The organism is Pseudovibrio exalbescens DSM 16456 (genome assembly GCF_000422785.1).
Classification (GTDB): Bacteria; Pseudomonadota; Alphaproteobacteria; order Rhizobiales; family Stappiaceae; genus Pseudovibrio; species Pseudovibrio exalbescens.
In genome coordinates, this window is sequence record NZ_AUGS01000001.1 from 496,138 (window position 1) to 512,779 (window position 16,642).

General features: G+C 56.1%; 14 protein-coding genes. 10 read left to right on the forward strand and 4 right to left on the reverse strand.

Translation table 11 applies throughout. The features are described from left to right. The first annotated feature begins 109 nt into the window (after positions 1-109). Positions 110-1,081, forward strand: coding sequence for a hypothetical protein (locus G512_RS0102305; protein ID WP_028480303.1), 972 nt, complete (start codon positions 110-112; stop codon positions 1,079-1,081). A gap of 110 nt (positions 1,082-1,191) precedes the next feature. Then, positions 1,192-2,328 carry a DUF2336 domain-containing protein gene (locus G512_RS0102310; RefSeq protein ID WP_028480304.1) on the forward strand — a complete coding sequence of 379 codons (1,137 nt, stop codon included), beginning with the start codon at positions 1,192-1,194 and terminating at the stop codon, positions 2,326-2,328. A gap of 52 nt (positions 2,329-2,380) precedes the next feature. Here the strand turns inward: G512_RS0102310 and G512_RS19760 are convergent, their stop codons facing one another. The 3 genes from G512_RS19760 to G512_RS0102335 all read right to left on the reverse strand — a co-directional run bounded on the left by G512_RS19760 (position 2,381) and on the right by G512_RS0102335 (position 6,019). Beyond that, positions 2,381-2,923, reverse strand: coding sequence for an Hpt domain-containing protein (locus G512_RS19760; protein ID WP_036488035.1), 543 nt, complete (start codon positions 2,921-2,923; stop codon positions 2,381-2,383). A 125-nt stretch (positions 2,924-3,048) separates the two neighbouring features. After that, positions 3,049-3,825 (reverse strand): NAD kinase, encoded by a 777-nt coding sequence (locus G512_RS0102320; protein WP_028480305.1) that lies wholly within the window; start codon positions 3,823-3,825, stop codon positions 3,049-3,051. 1,057 nt (positions 3,826-4,882) lie between these two features. Further along, the gene (locus G512_RS0102335) at positions 4,883-6,019 is read right to left on the reverse strand and encodes an anhydro-N-acetylmuramic acid kinase (RefSeq protein WP_028480307.1); all 1,137 of its coding nucleotides are present in this window, start codon (positions 6,017-6,019) and stop codon (positions 4,883-4,885) included. A 215-nt stretch (positions 6,020-6,234) separates the two neighbouring features. Between G512_RS0102335 and G512_RS0102340 the strand changes: the two genes are divergently transcribed. The 7 genes from G512_RS0102340 (at position 6,235) to G512_RS0102370 (ending at position 14,403) form a co-directional block, all read left to right on the forward strand. Next, a complete protein-coding gene (locus G512_RS0102340) occupies positions 6,235-7,491 on the forward strand; it encodes an MFS transporter (RefSeq protein WP_028480308.1) in 1,257 nt (418 codons plus the stop codon). Between the two features lie 151 nt (positions 7,492-7,642). Beyond that, on the forward strand, positions 7,643-8,149 hold the full coding sequence (locus G512_RS0102345; protein WP_028480309.1) for a winged helix-turn-helix transcriptional regulator: 507 nt from the start codon (positions 7,643-7,645) through the stop codon (positions 8,147-8,149). Positions 8,150-8,178: 29 nt separating this feature from the next. Continuing rightward, on the forward strand, positions 8,179-9,330 hold the full coding sequence (locus G512_RS0102350; RefSeq protein WP_036488295.1) for an iron-containing alcohol dehydrogenase: 1,152 nt from the start codon (positions 8,179-8,181) through the stop codon (positions 9,328-9,330). After that, complete coding sequence (locus tag G512_RS0102355; RefSeq protein WP_028480311.1) at positions 9,327-9,776, forward strand: acyl-CoA thioesterase; 450 nt, start codon at positions 9,327-9,329, stop codon at positions 9,774-9,776. The genes G512_RS0102350 and G512_RS0102355 overlap by 4 nt, the downstream gene beginning before the upstream one ends. A gap of 142 nt (positions 9,777-9,918) precedes the next feature. Continuing rightward, positions 9,919-10,893 (forward strand): NAD(P)H-dependent flavin oxidoreductase, encoded by a 975-nt coding sequence (locus tag G512_RS0102360; protein ID WP_028480312.1) that lies wholly within the window; start codon positions 9,919-9,921, stop codon positions 10,891-10,893. Positions 10,894-11,198: 305 nt separating this feature from the next. After that, positions 11,199-12,533: a sodium-dependent transporter gene (locus G512_RS0102365; RefSeq protein WP_028480313.1), complete on the forward strand. Its 1,335-nt coding sequence runs from the start codon at positions 11,199-11,201 to the stop codon at positions 12,531-12,533. Between the two features lie 538 nt (positions 12,534-13,071). After that, positions 13,072-14,403 carry a sodium-dependent transporter gene (locus tag G512_RS0102370; RefSeq protein ID WP_028480314.1) on the forward strand — a complete coding sequence of 444 codons (1,332 nt, stop codon included), beginning with the start codon at positions 13,072-13,074 and terminating at the stop codon, positions 14,401-14,403. Positions 14,404-14,593: 190 nt separating this feature from the next. Here G512_RS0102370 and G512_RS0102375 read toward each other — a convergent pair whose 3' ends face one another. Further along, the gene (locus G512_RS0102375) at positions 14,594-14,959 is read right to left on the reverse strand and encodes an RrF2 family transcriptional regulator (RefSeq protein ID WP_028480315.1); all 366 of its coding nucleotides are present in this window, start codon (positions 14,957-14,959) and stop codon (positions 14,594-14,596) included. Between the two features lie 327 nt (positions 14,960-15,286). On the opposite strand from G512_RS0102375, the gene G512_RS0102380 reads away from it, so the two are divergent. Then, positions 15,287-16,627: a globin-coupled sensor protein gene (locus tag G512_RS0102380; protein ID WP_028480316.1), complete on the forward strand. Its 1,341-nt coding sequence runs from the start codon at positions 15,287-15,289 to the stop codon at positions 16,625-16,627. Positions 16,628-16,642 lie beyond the last annotated feature (15 nt).

Below are 16,642 nucleotides of genomic sequence, written 5' to 3' on the forward strand. Positions count from 1 at the left end.
ATAAAAATTTAAGCTATCAGGGGATGCATTGCCCAGAATAATTTAACGTTAACGATTTATTAACCATTATTAAGCAATTTTTACTATAAGTAAGGAAGGGGTGAAGACCATGAAGGTCGTCGGGGATGCTTCCATATCCAATCGCATAGAGCGGGCCTTCGAGAGCGCTTCGCAGACCACAGGTACGCCGTTTGGTTACCTTGTGCAAGCTGCTGCCCGCGAATCCGCGATGGATCCTCAGGCCAAGGCGCCAACTTCCTCCGCGACGGGTCTTTTCCAATTCATTGAGAGCACGTGGCTTGAGACGCTGAAGAAGAACGGCAGCGACTTGGGTCTTGAAGACTATTCCCGGCATATTGATGTTACTCCCGGTGGTGACTACGTGGTCAAGAACCCGCAGTTGCGCGAGCAGTTGCTTGATTTGCGGCACGATCCGGAGGTTTCTGCGTTGGTCGCGGGGGCGTTTACGCAGGCCAATCATCAGGAACTTACCAACAAGCTGAACCGTCCTCCGTCGACTGGTGAGCTGTATGTCGCTCATTTTCTTGGTGCTTCAGGTGGGGCGCGGCTTATTACAGCTTCGGAGCAGACGCCTGAAGTTGAAGCTGCCACGCTGTTTCCAAAACAAGCACGAGCGAACAAGAACATTTTTTACGAGCGTGACGGGTCTGCCCGAACCGTGGCCTCTGTGTACGACCGTCTTGTCAACGAGTTCGCCGAAACGGAAATGACTATCGCGGCCAAGCAGGTTCTACAGCCGGATGAGCGCGATGTCGGAGGCAAGGATGCCGACCAGCAACGGTCTTCCATGGCAGAAGCCGATGTGATTCACAGCCGGATCTTGACTGCATGGGCAACCAGTGGCCGCCATCCCGGCGCGCCTTTTGAGGCGTTGTTCACAAATCAGGCTGAGGCAGATCGTGCCAGCGCTTTATCTGCCTCTGTTTCTTCCGCATTCCAGGCACAGGAACAAACAGCTGCTGACGCCTTTGCTGCCGTGCCAAAACCGCGCCCGGCCGGGGCTCCGCTTGATTTGACGGGCTTCCTGAACCATGGAGCCATCAAGTCGACACGAGGTTGACCTTACGCCGGCTATCTCCCTGATCTACAAGTTCTTTATGGTGAACCAAACATTAATAAATATGCTTAATGATAAGTCATTAAGTAATCATATTAGTGGTTTGGCGTAGCATGATTGTATCTAGTTTTCTGACGTGGGTTCAGACGGCTCCTGCTGGAAGCCGTGCTCAGGCCGTTGCAGCGCTTGCGAAAGCCTATTTGTTTTCGGAGATGGATGCGGAGGAGCGAGAAACCGCAGAGGCGGCCTTGACCTTCATGCTGGATGATCCTGAGCCGGACGTGCGGTGCGCTATTGCCGAAGTGCTTGGCCCTGCCGAGGGGGTGCCGCCCCACATCATCTCCGCCTTGTTGTGTGATGAGGATTCGGTTGCGCTGCCCGTATTGGCGCATTCACCGTCCATCAGTGTTGGCGAACTGGTGGATATCGTGGCGACGTCCGGCGTTGCCCGGGTCTGTGCGATTGCTCGGCGGACCTGTGTACCTGTGGGGCTGGCTGCTGCGATTTGTGAGGTTGCACCGCTCGAAGCTATTGAAACTTTGTTGGAAAATCCCGGCGCAGTTTTGCGCGAACGTATGTTTCAACGCATCATCGATCGGTTCGGCGGTGAGAGGTCCATTCAGGATGCGTTGTTGAAGCGGGAGGATCTGTCGTTGCCCATGCGCCACATGCTGATCCGGCGCTATACGGAGGATTTGCGGGAACACCCATTGCTGACGGGTGGAATTCATACACAGTCTCCGCAACGCCTTGTGGCTGATGCGCAAGATAGGGCCACCATTTCATTGGCTTATGATGCGGGCGCTGAGGAACAGTTGGGCCTGATCGAGCATCTTGTCGCCAGTGGTCAAATGACCAGCCTTCTGTTGTTGCGAGCGGTGTGTACAGGGGCCTTGCAGTTTTTCGAAAGGGCGGTGGTCCGGCTGTCGGGCGTAAACCCGGTCTATGTCCATAGTGTCCTGAAAACGCCAGACAGTTCAACGCTTTATGCGCTCTTGTCAAAGTGTGGTTTGCCGAAGCGAACCCACCGCGTGTTCAGTGCGGCGTTGGAGGCATGGGCACTTGCGGACACGTTGACCATGGAACGTTGGGGCAAAGCGCGTCTGGTGGTGACTGAATTGCTGGATGAGCAGGATCGCCTGGGTCTTGAAGAGCTTGGCGACCTGCAGGACCTTTTGGTGCGCCTTAGTTACGAGGCGTCTCGAGAGAGCGCGAAGGCTCGGGTAAGCTCCATCCTCTCCGCCGCATAAGTATATGAATTTATTTGGTAATTCAAGAAAAAGGCCGGTCGTTCTCCGGCCTTTATTCGTTTGAGTTGTCCTCGGACTTCTCCGACCTGATCTCCAGCAATTTTTCATTTGCAGCGGCAAGGCTTTCGACCAGAATGCGTCCGGTAATGTGGGAATGATCACGCGCATCCTCGCGCAACATGGCGCAGATTGCATCTACATGTTGGGTAACAAGTGCCTGCGGTACCTTGGTGGTGCCGGTCCGCATTGCTGAAATCAATTCGGTCAACGATCCAGCTACCTCGCCGATCAGCGGAAACCCGAGAGTATCTGCCTGGCCTTTGATGTCATGGGCTGCACGGAAAAAGGTCTGCAAAGCATCATCAGAGTTTGGCGAGGCCTGCACGCTCGCCCAAGCGACTTTGAGAGCGTCAACTTCCTTGGTGAGCCACTCCGTGAATTCTTCGGAGAGTTCTGCCACGGCGCTTTCTGCGGCCTTTACCGGATCGAACCGGGCGGCTTCAGCGGGGCTGAGCTTGCGGACCTTTTTGGACAAGTCGAGGGGAGCGCGAAATACTTCCGGCGTAGAACCAGCTGCCGTGTCTTTATCGTTCATGTATTACTGCCCTCTGACACCGGATTGATCGGTTTTGGGGGTATTATGTCGCCGGTCTGTGACGCTCGCAATGGCTACCGGCGCCAAACATGTGCATGAGGCACCGGAATGCCTGGGTTCACCGCCTAGTATTTGAACATCTCCGCCAGAATTCGCTCATCCCAGCCATGGTCGTGGTCAAATAGAATGAGGCTCTCCGAGGACGTGTCTTCGTACACCAGCACCTTGACCACGTTTCGAAATTCCACGTGGTCCGCAGAGGTACTCACGGGCCTCTTGTCGGCTTCCAGAACCTCGATTTGGACCTTCACGTGATTGGGCAACAAGGCCCCGCGCCAGCGGCGCGGCCGAAACGGGCTGATCGGGGTCAAGGCCAGCAGCGAGGAGCCAATCGGCAAAATGGGACCGTGAGCCGAGAGGTTGTAGGCCGTGCTGCCAGCCGGGGTCGCCACCATGACACCGTCGCAGATCAACTCGTCCATGCGCACCTTGCCGTCAACGGTGATGCGCAGCTTGGCTGCCTGATGACGTTGGCGCAGGAAGGAGGCTTCGTTCAAGGCCCGGGCTGTAAAGGTTTCGCCATCCTTGTCAGTTGCTTCCACGTTGAGAGGATGAATGCGGGTCTCTTGTGCCTGATTGAGGCGATCCAAAAGGCCTTGTGGGCGGTAGTCGTTCATCAGGAAGCCGACGGAGCCGCAGTTCATGCCATAAAGCGGCTTGTCGGTATTCATGTATTGATGGAGGCATTGAAGCATCATGCCATCACCGCCCAAGGCGACGATGACGTCGGCTTCATCTGCAGTCGTTGCGCCATACATTGCCTCCAGTTCCGCCTTTGCCGAATCTGCTTCGGGGGTACCGCTGGAGACGAAATGCAAGCGCTGTATGGATCGTTGATTCACTTTCCCGTACCTCCGCCGAACTTGCCTAGCATGATGGAAGTAAAAATAAAATCCGGCGAAGAGTGTTATTTGGGACCCGGTCAGAGTCACCAACGCATGGCATCAAGTGCTGGCCCACACCATCAGGATCAGGGCGGACCAAAGAACGGCACTCATGGCAAGGCCGCCAATGTATTGGCGGAGGGGGAGCTTGGCTGCTTGGGTATGTGCGGGCATGCGAGCCTCCTTTATCTTCCTTGATTGCAGTCTAAGCGAGACATTTGCCATCGGTCTGTGATGTTGGGCACAATCTGAATGACAGGATTGGCTATTTTGGGGCGGCACAAAGTCGGGACTACTTGAGGTAGCAGGGCGAAATTTTTCGGAGTGACGCAAAGGCAACAGGGTTGTTCTTTTTACTTCGGGGGGCTTTTCTGGTCCAAGAAGTTGGTTAATATGAAATTCGCAAGAGCGATAGTATTCGCTTGGACGGCGTAAATACTTATCAATGATTTGAAGTAAGTCTAAAAATCAAACAATATTTCTATTGCAGCTTGGGGGCAGGCTGTGAAGGGTGATCTGTGCGGCGGCAGGTCACCCTTTAATTTTTGATATATATGATCGGGCTGAACCTCGTGGAACTTTCGTTTGTACTTGATCACTTATGGTGAAGCTTAATGCTTTTCGTCAGATCCACAGACACTGTATCCGTGTTTGATTTGCTGAGGTGCTTTCGGCTCTGGTGAGCCCATTTGACAAAAAGGCAGTGGATGGTTTCCGTCGCTTCGGTTGTGTCGCCTATCAAAACGTCAATTCGTCAATTGGCTGGCGTCGTAAGAGAGTGCGTAAAACATTGTTTGATTTGGTGTGAGGCGGGGATAACTTTCCTCGCAAAAGAGGTGCTGAGCCTGCCATTGGTGGCAGCGGCCTTTCAAGGGGCCGTGAGCGTTGGAAAGGGCAACAGTTTGTTCTTCGCAGAGGGTAGGATGTTCGACCCTCAGTGAGGGACTTGAAATGGTCCCGTTCGTAGAGGGAATAACGATGCGGCGGGGCGCGGGACCCCGCGTGCGGAAACCTGTTAAAGCACTGTCGGTTTATAGAGTTTGCCGCCAGCGCAGGGAGCGGGTACGCCGGTGGTGAGGGGATAGCTCAAAGGTAATTCCCGTGCAGCCCGAACAGCCAGAAACGCGAAACATTCAGCTTCAATGGCATCGCCGCGCCAGCCGTAGGTTTCAACAGGCGTTGCGTTCGTTTGCGTTCGTTTGCACAATTCGCGCATAAACGTCGCGTTTTTGCGTCCGCCGCCGCACACCGCCAAATGCGTCGGTCGATGGGGCAGGTGATCCAGCGCACGAGCAACCGCAGCGGCGGAGAAGGCTGTCAGTGTCGCCGCACCATCCTCCAACGACAAGCCGTCTGCCAGCGACCGTGTAAAGCTGAATCTATCTAATGATTTCGGGGGTGCCTGATCAAACCACGGGTCGGCCAGCGCTGCGGCAAGGCGTGCCTCGTCAACCGTGCCTGCTGCTGCAAGTTTGCCGTCCTCGTCAAAACTGGACGTGCCGTGCGTGGTGACCCAATCGTTGATGGGAGCGTTTGCGGGCCCGCTGTCAAATGCCATGAGTGTGTCTGCACCATCCCACCAGGTGAGATTTCCCACGCCGCCCAAGTTGAGCACTGCCATATCGGCAGGTGCAACGTCATGGCGAGCGCGCGCAAGCAGGGCACGATGATACACAGGCGCGAGCGGAGCGCCTTGTCCACCGGCTGCAACATCTGCACTACGGAAGTCATAGATTACGGGCATGCCCAAAAGATTGGCCATGAGCTCGCCATCACCCAGCTGGCGGGTGGCTCCTTTGACGTCCGGCGTTGCCGGCCGATGCAGAACTGTCTGGCCGTGAAAGCCGATGACGCCAACCTGTTGCGGCGGGATCTTGTTGTGCCGCAGAAACCGAGCAACTGCGAGAGCCTGAGCCCGGGTCAATTCGCGTTCGGCATGACGAAAGATTGCAGGTTCCGAACCCTGGAAGTCCCACTGACGCGCGGCGTCAACAGCTGTTTTGAGCAGGTCAACCACATCGGATGGGTAGGGCGATAGGGTGTAGCTGCCAAAGGCCGAGACGGATTCGCCATCGGTCTTGATCATGGCGATGTCGATGTTGCCATCCAGTACGGTGCCGGTCATCAGGCCAATTGCCCACACGGGTTCCATGAAAACGCTGCGCCCTCTTGGTTCTTTATGGTTTGCTACTTGTGTCTAATAGGGGTGAACCGGGGGCGCTCGCAAGGGTAAACCCCCTAAGGAAACCGAAAGACCAAAGGAAATTGATTTCGTGGCAATGATTGATTCCGGTCGAGCGGCTCCGTTAAGGTCATGTGACGCATCTTGCGCCATATCCGTACTGTGGTTCACACGGGAAAACACCAGTGGTCAGTCTTGCACGTTTTACCTTGTTTTTGATCGTTTTTGTTGAGGCCATGGGGCATGGGCTGGTTTTGCCCGTGCTTTCAGACTTCTTTGCGGGCGAGCCGGTCGCGAGCGCTTTGGCCGATGTCGGCGTTTCGTCAGCAGGTGTTTGGGCTCTCGTTATAGGCGGCTATTACCTGCTGTGGTTCTTCAGTAGCGCCTACCTTGCCCAGCTTTCCGATTCCCTTGGTCGGCGCAAAGTGCTGTCTGCCTGCCTCTCAGGGGCCCTGCTGGGCTACGTGGTGACCGCTCTTGGTGTTTATTTTGCCTCTTTGACACTGGTGATTTTGGGGCGCCTGATTGCTGGGGCAACTGGTGGTGCCTTGCCGGTGGTGCAAGCCAGTTTTGCAGATCAAAGCACCAGTACAGCAGATCTGACGGGAAAGTTGGGTGCGTTTACTGCTGCGCTCGCCTTGGGCCTGATGGCCGGGCCAATCCTGTCCAGTGTTCTGGTGTCTCCCGTGGTGATGGGTGCATGGGCACAGCCGGTGGCGCCGCTATTGATTGCTGGCCTGGTCACAACAGCCGCGTTGGTGTTGGTGAGCCTTGCTATGGAGGAAACCAACAGGGCGCGCCACACTACGCCTTTTCAAGTGTCCGCCGTGTTTTTGAGCTTGTGGCGGGTACAACGCCGACCAACCGTGATCAAACTCGGCATGGCCTTCTTCCTGTTCGCACTGGGTATGAATGCGTTTTACATTTATCTGGAAAGTTTTCAGCGCTTGCGTTTCGGTTTTTCCGTGGCGCAGATCAGCTTGACGTTTGTCATCCTTGGGCTGGCCACTGCCGTGGCCGCGACCGGTCTGGTTCGACTGATGACACCGTTCTATCAACGGATTCCCATGGTGCAGATTGCCTGCGGCGTGATGGCGTTGTTCGTGTTGGCCTATGCCGCCAACACCCTGCCACCACTTTCCTTCATGTTCATGGTGCCTGTATCGGTCGCGTTTGGCGTAATCTATCCGGTTATCCTGACACTGTTGTCCAAGAGTGTACGGGAACAGGAACAGGGCTGGGTCATGGGCGTTGCCATGAGCCTGTTCGTGCTTGGCGGCGGCGTTGTTGCGCTTTGTGGTCCGGTTTTGATGTCTTTGGACATCAAGAGCCTGTTGTTCGTTGGTGTGGTCAGTCTGATCGGATCTCTTGTTGTGCAATTGACGTGGTGGCGGGAGCCTGATGTGCGTGCGCTTGATCCCGATGTCCGACCGGACCTGTGAAGGAATCCGAGATCCGGCTTTGCAATTTGAATTTGCGCATCCCGCCGTGTGGGCAGTGCTTGAAGGGATCGGTGTAACCTAACCAAAGGTTGTGGTTGCCTTGGTAGGTCCCGTGGCTTTTACTTCGTTAAGCGAAGTGAAAGGGGGTTGCATGGTGGGCACGCGCACCAGTTTTGCCGGAATGGATTGCGCCATCGCGCAGGCGATCGAGCAGGTGGGTGATGCCTGGACGCTGTTGCTGTTGCGTGCGCTTTTTCAGGGTCTCAAGCGATTTGACGACTTTCAGGGGCATCTGGGCATGTCGTCCAGTGTGTTGAGCGACCGGCTTGCCCGGCTTATGACCGCAGGTCTGATCCGGAAGGAAAAAGACCGTAGGGACGCAAGGGCTTGCGTGTATCTCCTGACAGACAAGGGTCTGGATTTCTATCCCGTTTTGATTGCGCTAAACCAGTGGGGAGAACGTTGGGAAGGCAAGCCGGATGGTATGCGGCTTGACCTGATTGAGCGTGCAAGTGGCAGGCCGGTACGGGAGGTACAGGTCCTGTCTCAAGACTACAAGGTGTTGACGGCGCGCGATGTCGAGGCGCGCCCCGGTCCAGGTGCGGGCGCGGTGTACGAGGACGTGCAGGAGCGGGTGCGCCGCCGGCAGGTCCAATGAGCCTTGTGGACCAGAAACGGGAGGGTCCCATGGGATTTCAATTTGAAACAGTTCCTTTGATTATAAATGAGAGTGGCGCAGCAACGCGATTGGCGGAGGTCATTTCTTCTCGCTTCAAATGCAAGCGTGTTGCTCTGATTACCGATGCGGGCGTGGTTGCTGCAGGACTTGTGAAGCCGGTGGAAGCAGCCTTGCGCAATGCCGGGCTCAATCCGGTGGTGTTTGATGGGGTGGAGCCTGACCCCTCGGAACAGATCGTGCTTGAGGCGGCGAGCTTTGCCAAGGCAAATGGCGCTGATTGTATTATCGGGCTTGGCGGCGGAAGCTCCATGGACACGGCGAAAATGGTTTCCGTGTTGTGTTGCAGCTTGCAGCCTCTGCATGCGCTGTATGGCATTGGCAAGGTGGAAGGCAAGCGACTTCAGCTTATTCAGGTGCCAACGACGGCGGGAACCGGGTCTGAAGTGACACCGATTGCCATTCTTACACGCGAAGATCACAGCAAGATGGGCATTGTCTCGTCCCAACTGTATGCCGATGTGGCGGTGCTGGATCCGGAACTGACCCTTCGGCTGCCACCGGAAGTCACGGCCGAAACGGGTGTGGATGCCATGGTGCATGCCATTGAGGCGTTTACCTCCAAGCACAAGAAGAACCCGATATCCGATGCCTTGGCGCGTGAGGCATTGCGTCAGCTGTGGTTCAACATTCGCTCGGCCTATGCCGATGGTCAGGACATAGCGGCGCGCTCGGGCATGTTGCTGGGGGCCATGCTGGCCGGGCAGGCCTTTGCCAACAGTCCGGTGGCTGCGGTCCATGCGCTGGCCTATCCCATTGGCGGCATGTTCCATGTCCCGCACGGCTTGTCCAACGCATTGGTGTTACCGCATGTTTTGCGCTTCAACTTGCCGGAGGCTGAGGCGCTTTATGCGCAGCTGGCCACCGTGCTTTTGCCCTCACTGAGCGGTACGGACGGGCAGAAGGCCAAGGCATTCATCCAGACCATGGAGAACCTGTGCTTTGAGCTTGGCATACCGGACCGGCTGGAGCAGGTCGGTATTGAGGCCGGGGATCTGCCGGGTCTGGCCAAAGCGGCAATGCAGCAGACCCGCCTATTGGGCAATAACCCGCGCCCGGTTACCTATGATGATGCCCTCGCCATCTACCGGGAGGCGTTATGAGCCGTCCGCAGCCATTGCACCGCGATGCTTTCGAGCATTTCGAACCGGTGCAGACCCGTTGGATGGACAACGATATCTACGGCCACGTGAACAACGTGGTCTACTACGCTTATTTCGATAGCTGCGTGAACCGGTTTCTTATCGAGCAGGGCGTATTGGATTTCACCAACGGGACAACGGTCGGTCTGGTTGTCAATTCCTCCTGCTCTTATTTTCAGCCGCTGGCGTTTCCGCAAACCGCCAGTGCCGGGCTGCGCGTGCTGCATTTGGGGACCAGCAGCGTTCAATACGAGCTTGCCATCTTTCGCCAAGGGGATCAGGTGGCCTGCGCCCAAGGTACCTTCACCCATGTTTATGTAGACCGGCAAACGCGGCGTCCTGTGCCGGTGCCAGCAAACATGCGTGCCGTGTTGGCTCCCTTGCGCGTCGGGGAGGCGGTTCCGTAGGGGAGGCCTGGCGCTCCATGCCAAATCATAATCACTGTGCAGGGCACTATTTTGTTTTAGAGGAGGCCGAAGTGCCTAGTGGTGAGGCCGCGCTGCCCAGCGGCTGGCTTCGGTTCGGTTGTGACCTTTGAGAGGATTTTCCATGGCTTTGCCAGAGATATTGAAGGATCGTTTGCGGTTGCCGGTTGTAGCCGCCCCCATGTTCATCGTGTCTAATCCGGACTTGGTGATCGCTCAGTGCAAGGCGGGGATCGTCGGCTCGTTTCCGGCGCTGAATGCGCGGCCCAAGGAAGCGCTGGAAGAATGGCTGCAGCGCATCACCGAAGAGTTGGCAGCACACGATGCGGCCAATCCCGATGCACCATCCGCGCCATTTGCCGTCAACCAGATCGTTCATCGCTCCAACGACCGGCTAGAGCATGATCTGGAGCTTTGCGTGAAATACAAGGTGCCGATTGTCATCACCTCCCTCGGCGCGCGCGAAGACGTGATTGAAGCGGTGCACAGCTATGGCGGTATCGTGTTGCACGACATCATTCACAACACGTATGCGCGAAAAGCGGTTTCCAAGGGCGCAGATGGCCTGATCGCAGTTGCGGCCGGTGCTGGCGGACATGCGGGGACGCTGTCGCCGTTTGCACTGATTGAAGAGATCCGCGAGTGGTTCGACGGGCCGTTGTTGTTGTCGGGTTGTATCAGCACGGGGCGCGGCATTCTGGCGGCGCGGGCGCTGGGCGCGGATTTGGCGTACATGGGATCGGCCTTCATCGCCACGCAGGAAGCGAATGCGGCTGAGGCCTACAAGCACATGATTGTTGAGAGCGCGGCGGAAGACATTGTGTATTCCAGCTACTTCACGGGTATTCCGGGCAATTATCTCAAGCCGTCCATTGAAGCTGCCGGCATGGACCCGGCTGCGCTGGGGCATGGAACGCCGGAACAGATGAACTTTGCTGCCGCCTCCAAAAAGGAAGGCGTCTCGGCCAAGGCCTGGAAAGATATCTGGGGGGCGGGCCAGGGCATTGGTGCCATCAAGGATATCCAATCCACATCAGCGTTCGTGGCTCAGTTGCGAGAAGACTATGAGGCGGCGCGGCGGGGCCTTGCAGCGCTGTAATCCGTCTCGCGTCCGTTGGGATGGTTTGGGTCTGTTAGCAGCCCCGAACCGTTCCGTCCTGTTTCAGTGCGTTATGAGTGATTAGGTGTTATTGCGTAAACAGTTGAGTAAATCTGACTCGACTCTTTGGGAAAGCACGAGTCTCCGGCATTTTCATATGTGGCGGAAAAAGGCTATAAGCCGTCAGATTAATTTCGTAGTATGGCATCTTTTTGGCGCTTGATTGCAATTGTAAGTGGTAATGCGCAGTTTTGTTGCTGATTGAAAAGGTGTCGTGTTCAAAGCTCGATAAACGGTTTTAAAAAATGCAACGAGAGCACTGGGGAAGCCGCTTCGGCTTCATCATGGCGGCAGCGGGATCTGCTGTCGGTCTGGGTAACATCTGGAAATTTCCATATCTGGCAGGGTCAGAGGGCGGCGGTGCCTTTCTGATCATCTATCTTGCCATGGTCGCAACGATTGGTTTTTCGGCAATGATCGCGGAAATCTCCATCGGCCGCCATGCGCAGCTTGACCCGATCGGCGCCTTCCGCAAAACCGCAGGCGGTGGCTGGACGCTGTTCGGTGTGCTGGCCATCCTGACACCGTTTGTCATTCTCTCGTTCTACTCGGTCGTTGGCGGCTGGACCATTGCGTATATCGTTAAGAGTGTTCAGTTGATGGCTGGAACCGTGTCCGAGGCAGGGCACGCAGACCAGTTCGGGCAACTCGTTTCCTCGCCCGCCGAGCCGATTGTCTACCATGCCATCTTCATGGGGCTGACCATGCTGATCGTGCTGAAAGGCATCACCGGCGGGATTGAACAGGCTTCCAAAGTGCTGATGCCGGTTCTTTTTGTGCTGTTGCTGGTGCTGGTTGGCCGCGCACTGACGTTGCCGGGCGCCATGAAAGGCGTTGAGTTTTTGCTGGCACCGGACTTTTCCAAGGTGAATGGCTCCATGATCAGTGCGGCGCTTGGTCAGGCCTTCTTCTCGCTTTCGTTGGGAATGGGCGCTCTGATTACCTATGGCTCCTATGTGAACCCGGATGCCAACATTCGCAGCTCGGCAGGCTGGATTCTGTCGCTGGATACGTTGGTTGCCGTTCTGGCCGGCCTGATCATCATGCCAGCCGTGTTTGCATTCGGCATGGATCCAGGTGCCGGTCCCGGCCTGACGTTCATCACCCTGCCAGCCGTATTCGAGGCCATGCCGGCGGGTGCTTTCTTCCAGACCATTTTCTTCGTAATGCTGACCATTGCGGCGATCACCTCGTCGATCTCGCTGTTGAACATTCCGGTCGCGTGGTTGTGTGATGAGAAGGGCATGTCCCGATCAACCGCGACGATCGCGGTTGGTGTGGTCACGTTTGCGCTGGGCGTTCCGTCCTCACTGGCCATGGGTGTTTGGGGCGATGTGCATTTCTTTGGAATGAACTTCTTTGATCTGCTGTCCTATCTGACTGACACATACGCCCTGCCTTTGGGTGGTATCGGCTCCTGTCTCGTTGCTGGTTGGGTGGCTTATGACAAGATGAGCCTGGAAGTCACCAACAATGGGTCTGCTCCGTTTGCCCTGCTGACTGTATGGAAGTGGATCTGCCGCGTTGTTGCCCCGCTGGCGATCCTCTGGATCATGGCGAACATGACCATCTGGGCTTAAGAGGCATTCAGATTTTTCCGAAGAAAACTTGGCAAACCCCGCGACGTGTGTTGCGGGGTTTTTTTTGCTCTATGGCGCGGTTTGGTGGGAGCGGGTTCGCCATGTCGGCTACTTGAAGAAGTGTATTTTGCCGCCTGCTCGTATAGGGGGAAAACTATCCCCAGTTGCCCACAGAAAACAGGCAGGACAGATTTGTGCAGGAATAGGGCAGGAGGGTAGACGGGCTGGGGCATATTATTGTTGCCTCATCCGCCGGTTTTGGTGATCTGTGCTTATATTATATTGTTCTAAGACATAAGATTTTTAACAAAAGTTGCGACCCGGCTTTCAAGTTGGAAAATTGATTGCGTTTTGGGACTGTCTCCATTAACTGCGACGAACTGTCCGGTAAACACTGCCGTTGACGTCGTTGAAGAAGGCGCTACGCGTGTTTGGGCGCACGCGGCTATGCGGCCGCAGGGGCTAGGGGTTTTGGATTGTTGTCCAGATACGCCCTGCGGAGAAACGAAAATCTACATAAGGTGGATAAGAAGAAACAATGCAACGAGAGCAATGGGGAAGTCGCTTCGGCTTCATTATGGCCGCAGCGGGCTCTGCGGTTGGACTGGGGAACATCTGGAAATTTCCATATCTTGCAGGTAGCGAGGGCGGCGGCGCGTTTTTGTTGCTCTACCTTGTGATCATGGTGACCATCGGGGTCAGCGTGATGATGGCGGAAATCGCCATCGGGCGTGCGGCCAAGCTGAACCCGGTCGGGGCCTTCAAGGTTGTGGGTGGTCGGCGCTGGATCCCGGTTGGTGTGCTGGGGCTTGTGACGTCCATCGTTCTGCTGTCGTTCTATTCCGTGGTTGGCGGCTGGACCATCGCCTACCTTCTCAAAACATTTACAGGGGCCATTGGCAGCGGCAGCGCAGAGGTGCTGGCCGGGCAATTTGGCGACCTGGTGGGCTCCCCGCTGGAGCCGATCATCTACCATGGTTTGTTCATGGTGCTAACCATCCTGATTGTTCTGTTAGGAGTCACCTCGGGCATTGAACGGTCAGTAAAGGCGTTGATGCCGCTCTTGTTCTTGCTGCTGCTGGTTCTGGTGATCCGTTCGGTGACGCTGCCGGGCGCTTGGGAAGGTGTTGAGTATTTCCTTATGCCGGATCTGTCACAGGTCAACATGGGCATGGTTCAGGCTGCGCTGGGACAGGCGTTCTTCTCGCTGTCACTGGGTATGGGCGCGATGATTACCTATGGCTCCTACCTGCCGGGCGATACCAATATTCGCAGCTCCTCAATCTGGGTGATTTCGCTTGATTTTCTGGTGGCCTTTCTGGCTGGCCTGCTTGTGTTGCCTGCGGTGTTCGCATTCAGCATGGATCCGGGTGCCGGTCCGGGCCTGACCTTCATCACGCTACCGGCTGTCTTTGGTGCCATGCCGCTTGGAATGGTGTTCCAGGCTGTGTTCTTTGCAATGCTGTTGATTGCGGCCCTGACATCTTCAATCTCGCTGCTGGCGATCCCGGTTGCCTACTTCTCGGAGACATTCGGCATCGGCCGCAAGCCGGCGTCATTGGGTGTTGGTCTTGTTATCTTCGCCATTGGTGTGCCGTGTTCGCTGTCGCTGGGGATCTGGGGCAACGTGGTGTTCTTCGGCATGTCGTTCTTCGACTTCCTCAGCTACCTGGTTGACAAGTTCTTCCTGCCCATTGGCGGTATCTTGACCGCGCTGTGTGCCGGTTGGGCGGCTTACGGCAAAGTCTCCCGCGAGTTGGAGAACCAAGGCGAATTGCCGTTCGCCTACCTGGGTCTGTGGCGTGTCGTTGTTCGGTTCATCGCACCGCTGGCCATCATCTGGGTGATGATTGCAGGGTTCGCGAGCTAACGGTTCCTGCCATCCCAAGAGAACAACAAAAGGCCCTGTCAGCGGAGTGCTGACAGGGCCTTTTTTGGTGTGAAAGCGCAAGCGGAACGGCTCATCGATCCATTACGGTGCATCAGGCGACGGCGGCATGCAGAGCGGGTTCAAGTGTTTGTCGATCCGTTGCTACTTGCGCCAGCGTAACCTTGTCGAGCTAGGCCATGAACGCTTTCAAGGCTTTGTGCATGCTGGATCGAACCCGGCAGACGGGCAGTAGCGGGCAGGCGGCCTTGTCCGTGCAGGCCATGCAGTCAACCAGCGCGAAATTCGGTTCCACAGCCCGTACAACCTCGCCCAGTGTCACGCACTGGGGATCGCAAGAGAGGTAAAATCCGCCCGTGCGTCCCCGTCGTGACTGGACGAACCCATGTCGCGCGAGAATCTGTATGGTTTTGGTCACCTGAGGCTTGGGGGATTGGCATACGGTTGCGAACCGCTCGATTGTCCAATGGTCGTCGGGACTTGCCACAATGATCACCATGATGCGTGTGGCGATGTCTGTCATACCGGTAAGCTTCATGGCGAGTCCTCCAGATAGGGATACCGGCTTGTACAGAAATGCGCGGGCGCGCCAAGCCGCAGTTCTTGTCTTTATCAAGGTGATCTGACGTGAACGGCAGGGCATTGATACATATCAATACTGGATGACTTGAGTTAGTCCGCGACTAATACTGTCATGATACGTTCATATTTCGAGAATTTCAGGTTTTCCCGAGCCTTTTTATGGGGATGAATAATAGAATTCTTCAAATGAGTACTAATACAACTTGTGGGAATGGGCATGTCTGTGTTGCATATCGCGCCGTGTTACCGACGTAGCGGTAGCGTCAAGAGACTGGTTTGACCGATGACAGCCGAAATTACGAAAAGATTACAGTTTCATAACATTACCCCGCAGGATTTGGCGTTGCTTGGGGAGGGAGCGCCGCTGATCCGGAAAGTTCTGCCGCGGGTGCTCGATCGTTTCTACGAGCACGTGCAGTACTTTCCCGAGACAGCCCGCTTCTTCAACTCGAAGGAGCATATCGAACATGCCAAATCCAAGCAGGCTGAACACTGGAGCTTTTTGGCACGGGGCGATCTAGGGGACGAATACTTTGAATCCGTTCGCAGGATTGGTGAGGTTCACAATCGTCTTGGCATGGCCCCACGTTATTACATCGGGGCCTACAACTATCTGTCCAGTGCGATCTGCGAGGAGCTGGATCGGGAACGGCGGGGCCTGTTCGCAGGCAAGTCAGGGTCATATCTGGATACGCTGAAAACGATCGTGATCAAGGTAACGTTCCTCGACATGGATGTGGCGCTTGAGGTGTATGAGGAAGCCAAGGCGCGGGATCGCACCAAACTGCTGCAGGATCTAGCCGATCAGTTTCAAGAAAAGGTCGGCAGTGTTGCGCGATGCGTCGCTGAGGAATCGGATGTTCTGAAAGTGAGTTCCGGCGAGCTGGAAGGTGCGGCCGCCCAAACTGCGGACATCAGCGGGCGCGTGGATGCGGCCTCCAACACGGCATCGTCCAATGTGGCCAGCGTGGATGAGGCTACAGAGGAACTGGCGCAGGCGATTGCCGAGATTTCCATGCAAGTGACACGAGCGGCGCAAACAGCGGATGCGGCGGTGGCAGCTTCTGAAACCGCCATTCAGCGCGTAGGGGCCTTGACCAATGCGGCAAACGAAATTGGCGACATCATTGAACTGATCAACAAGATCTCCTCGCAAACCCATTTGTTGGCTCTTAATGCCACGATTGAGGCCGCGCGCGCTGGCGAGGCGGGCAAGGGGTTCTCTGTGGTTGCCCATGAGGTGAAATCTCTGGCAGAGCAGACATCCAGCGCCACGGTGCAGATCAGCTCGCAGGTTTCAGAGATACAAGAAGCCACCCGTAACGCCCGTGAAAGCATGGAGGAGATTGCCTCCACAATTTCGAACATGAATGCGATCTCGGCGGCCATTTCCGGTGCGGTGGAAGAGCAAGGGGCGGCGACCCAGGGGATTGCCCAGAACATTTCCGCTGCCGCCGCCGGAACAGCGGATGTTTCCTCAGGTATTGCCGAGGTGCACCGCGCGGCTGCGTCAACGGATATGACGGCCCAGAGCGTGCTCAAGTCGGCAGACCTTTTGTCGAACCATGCGGCACAACTCGAGGCCAGCCTGACGGACTTTCTGGATCATCTGGCCGAGTGCTGAGCGCACTGGCACGAC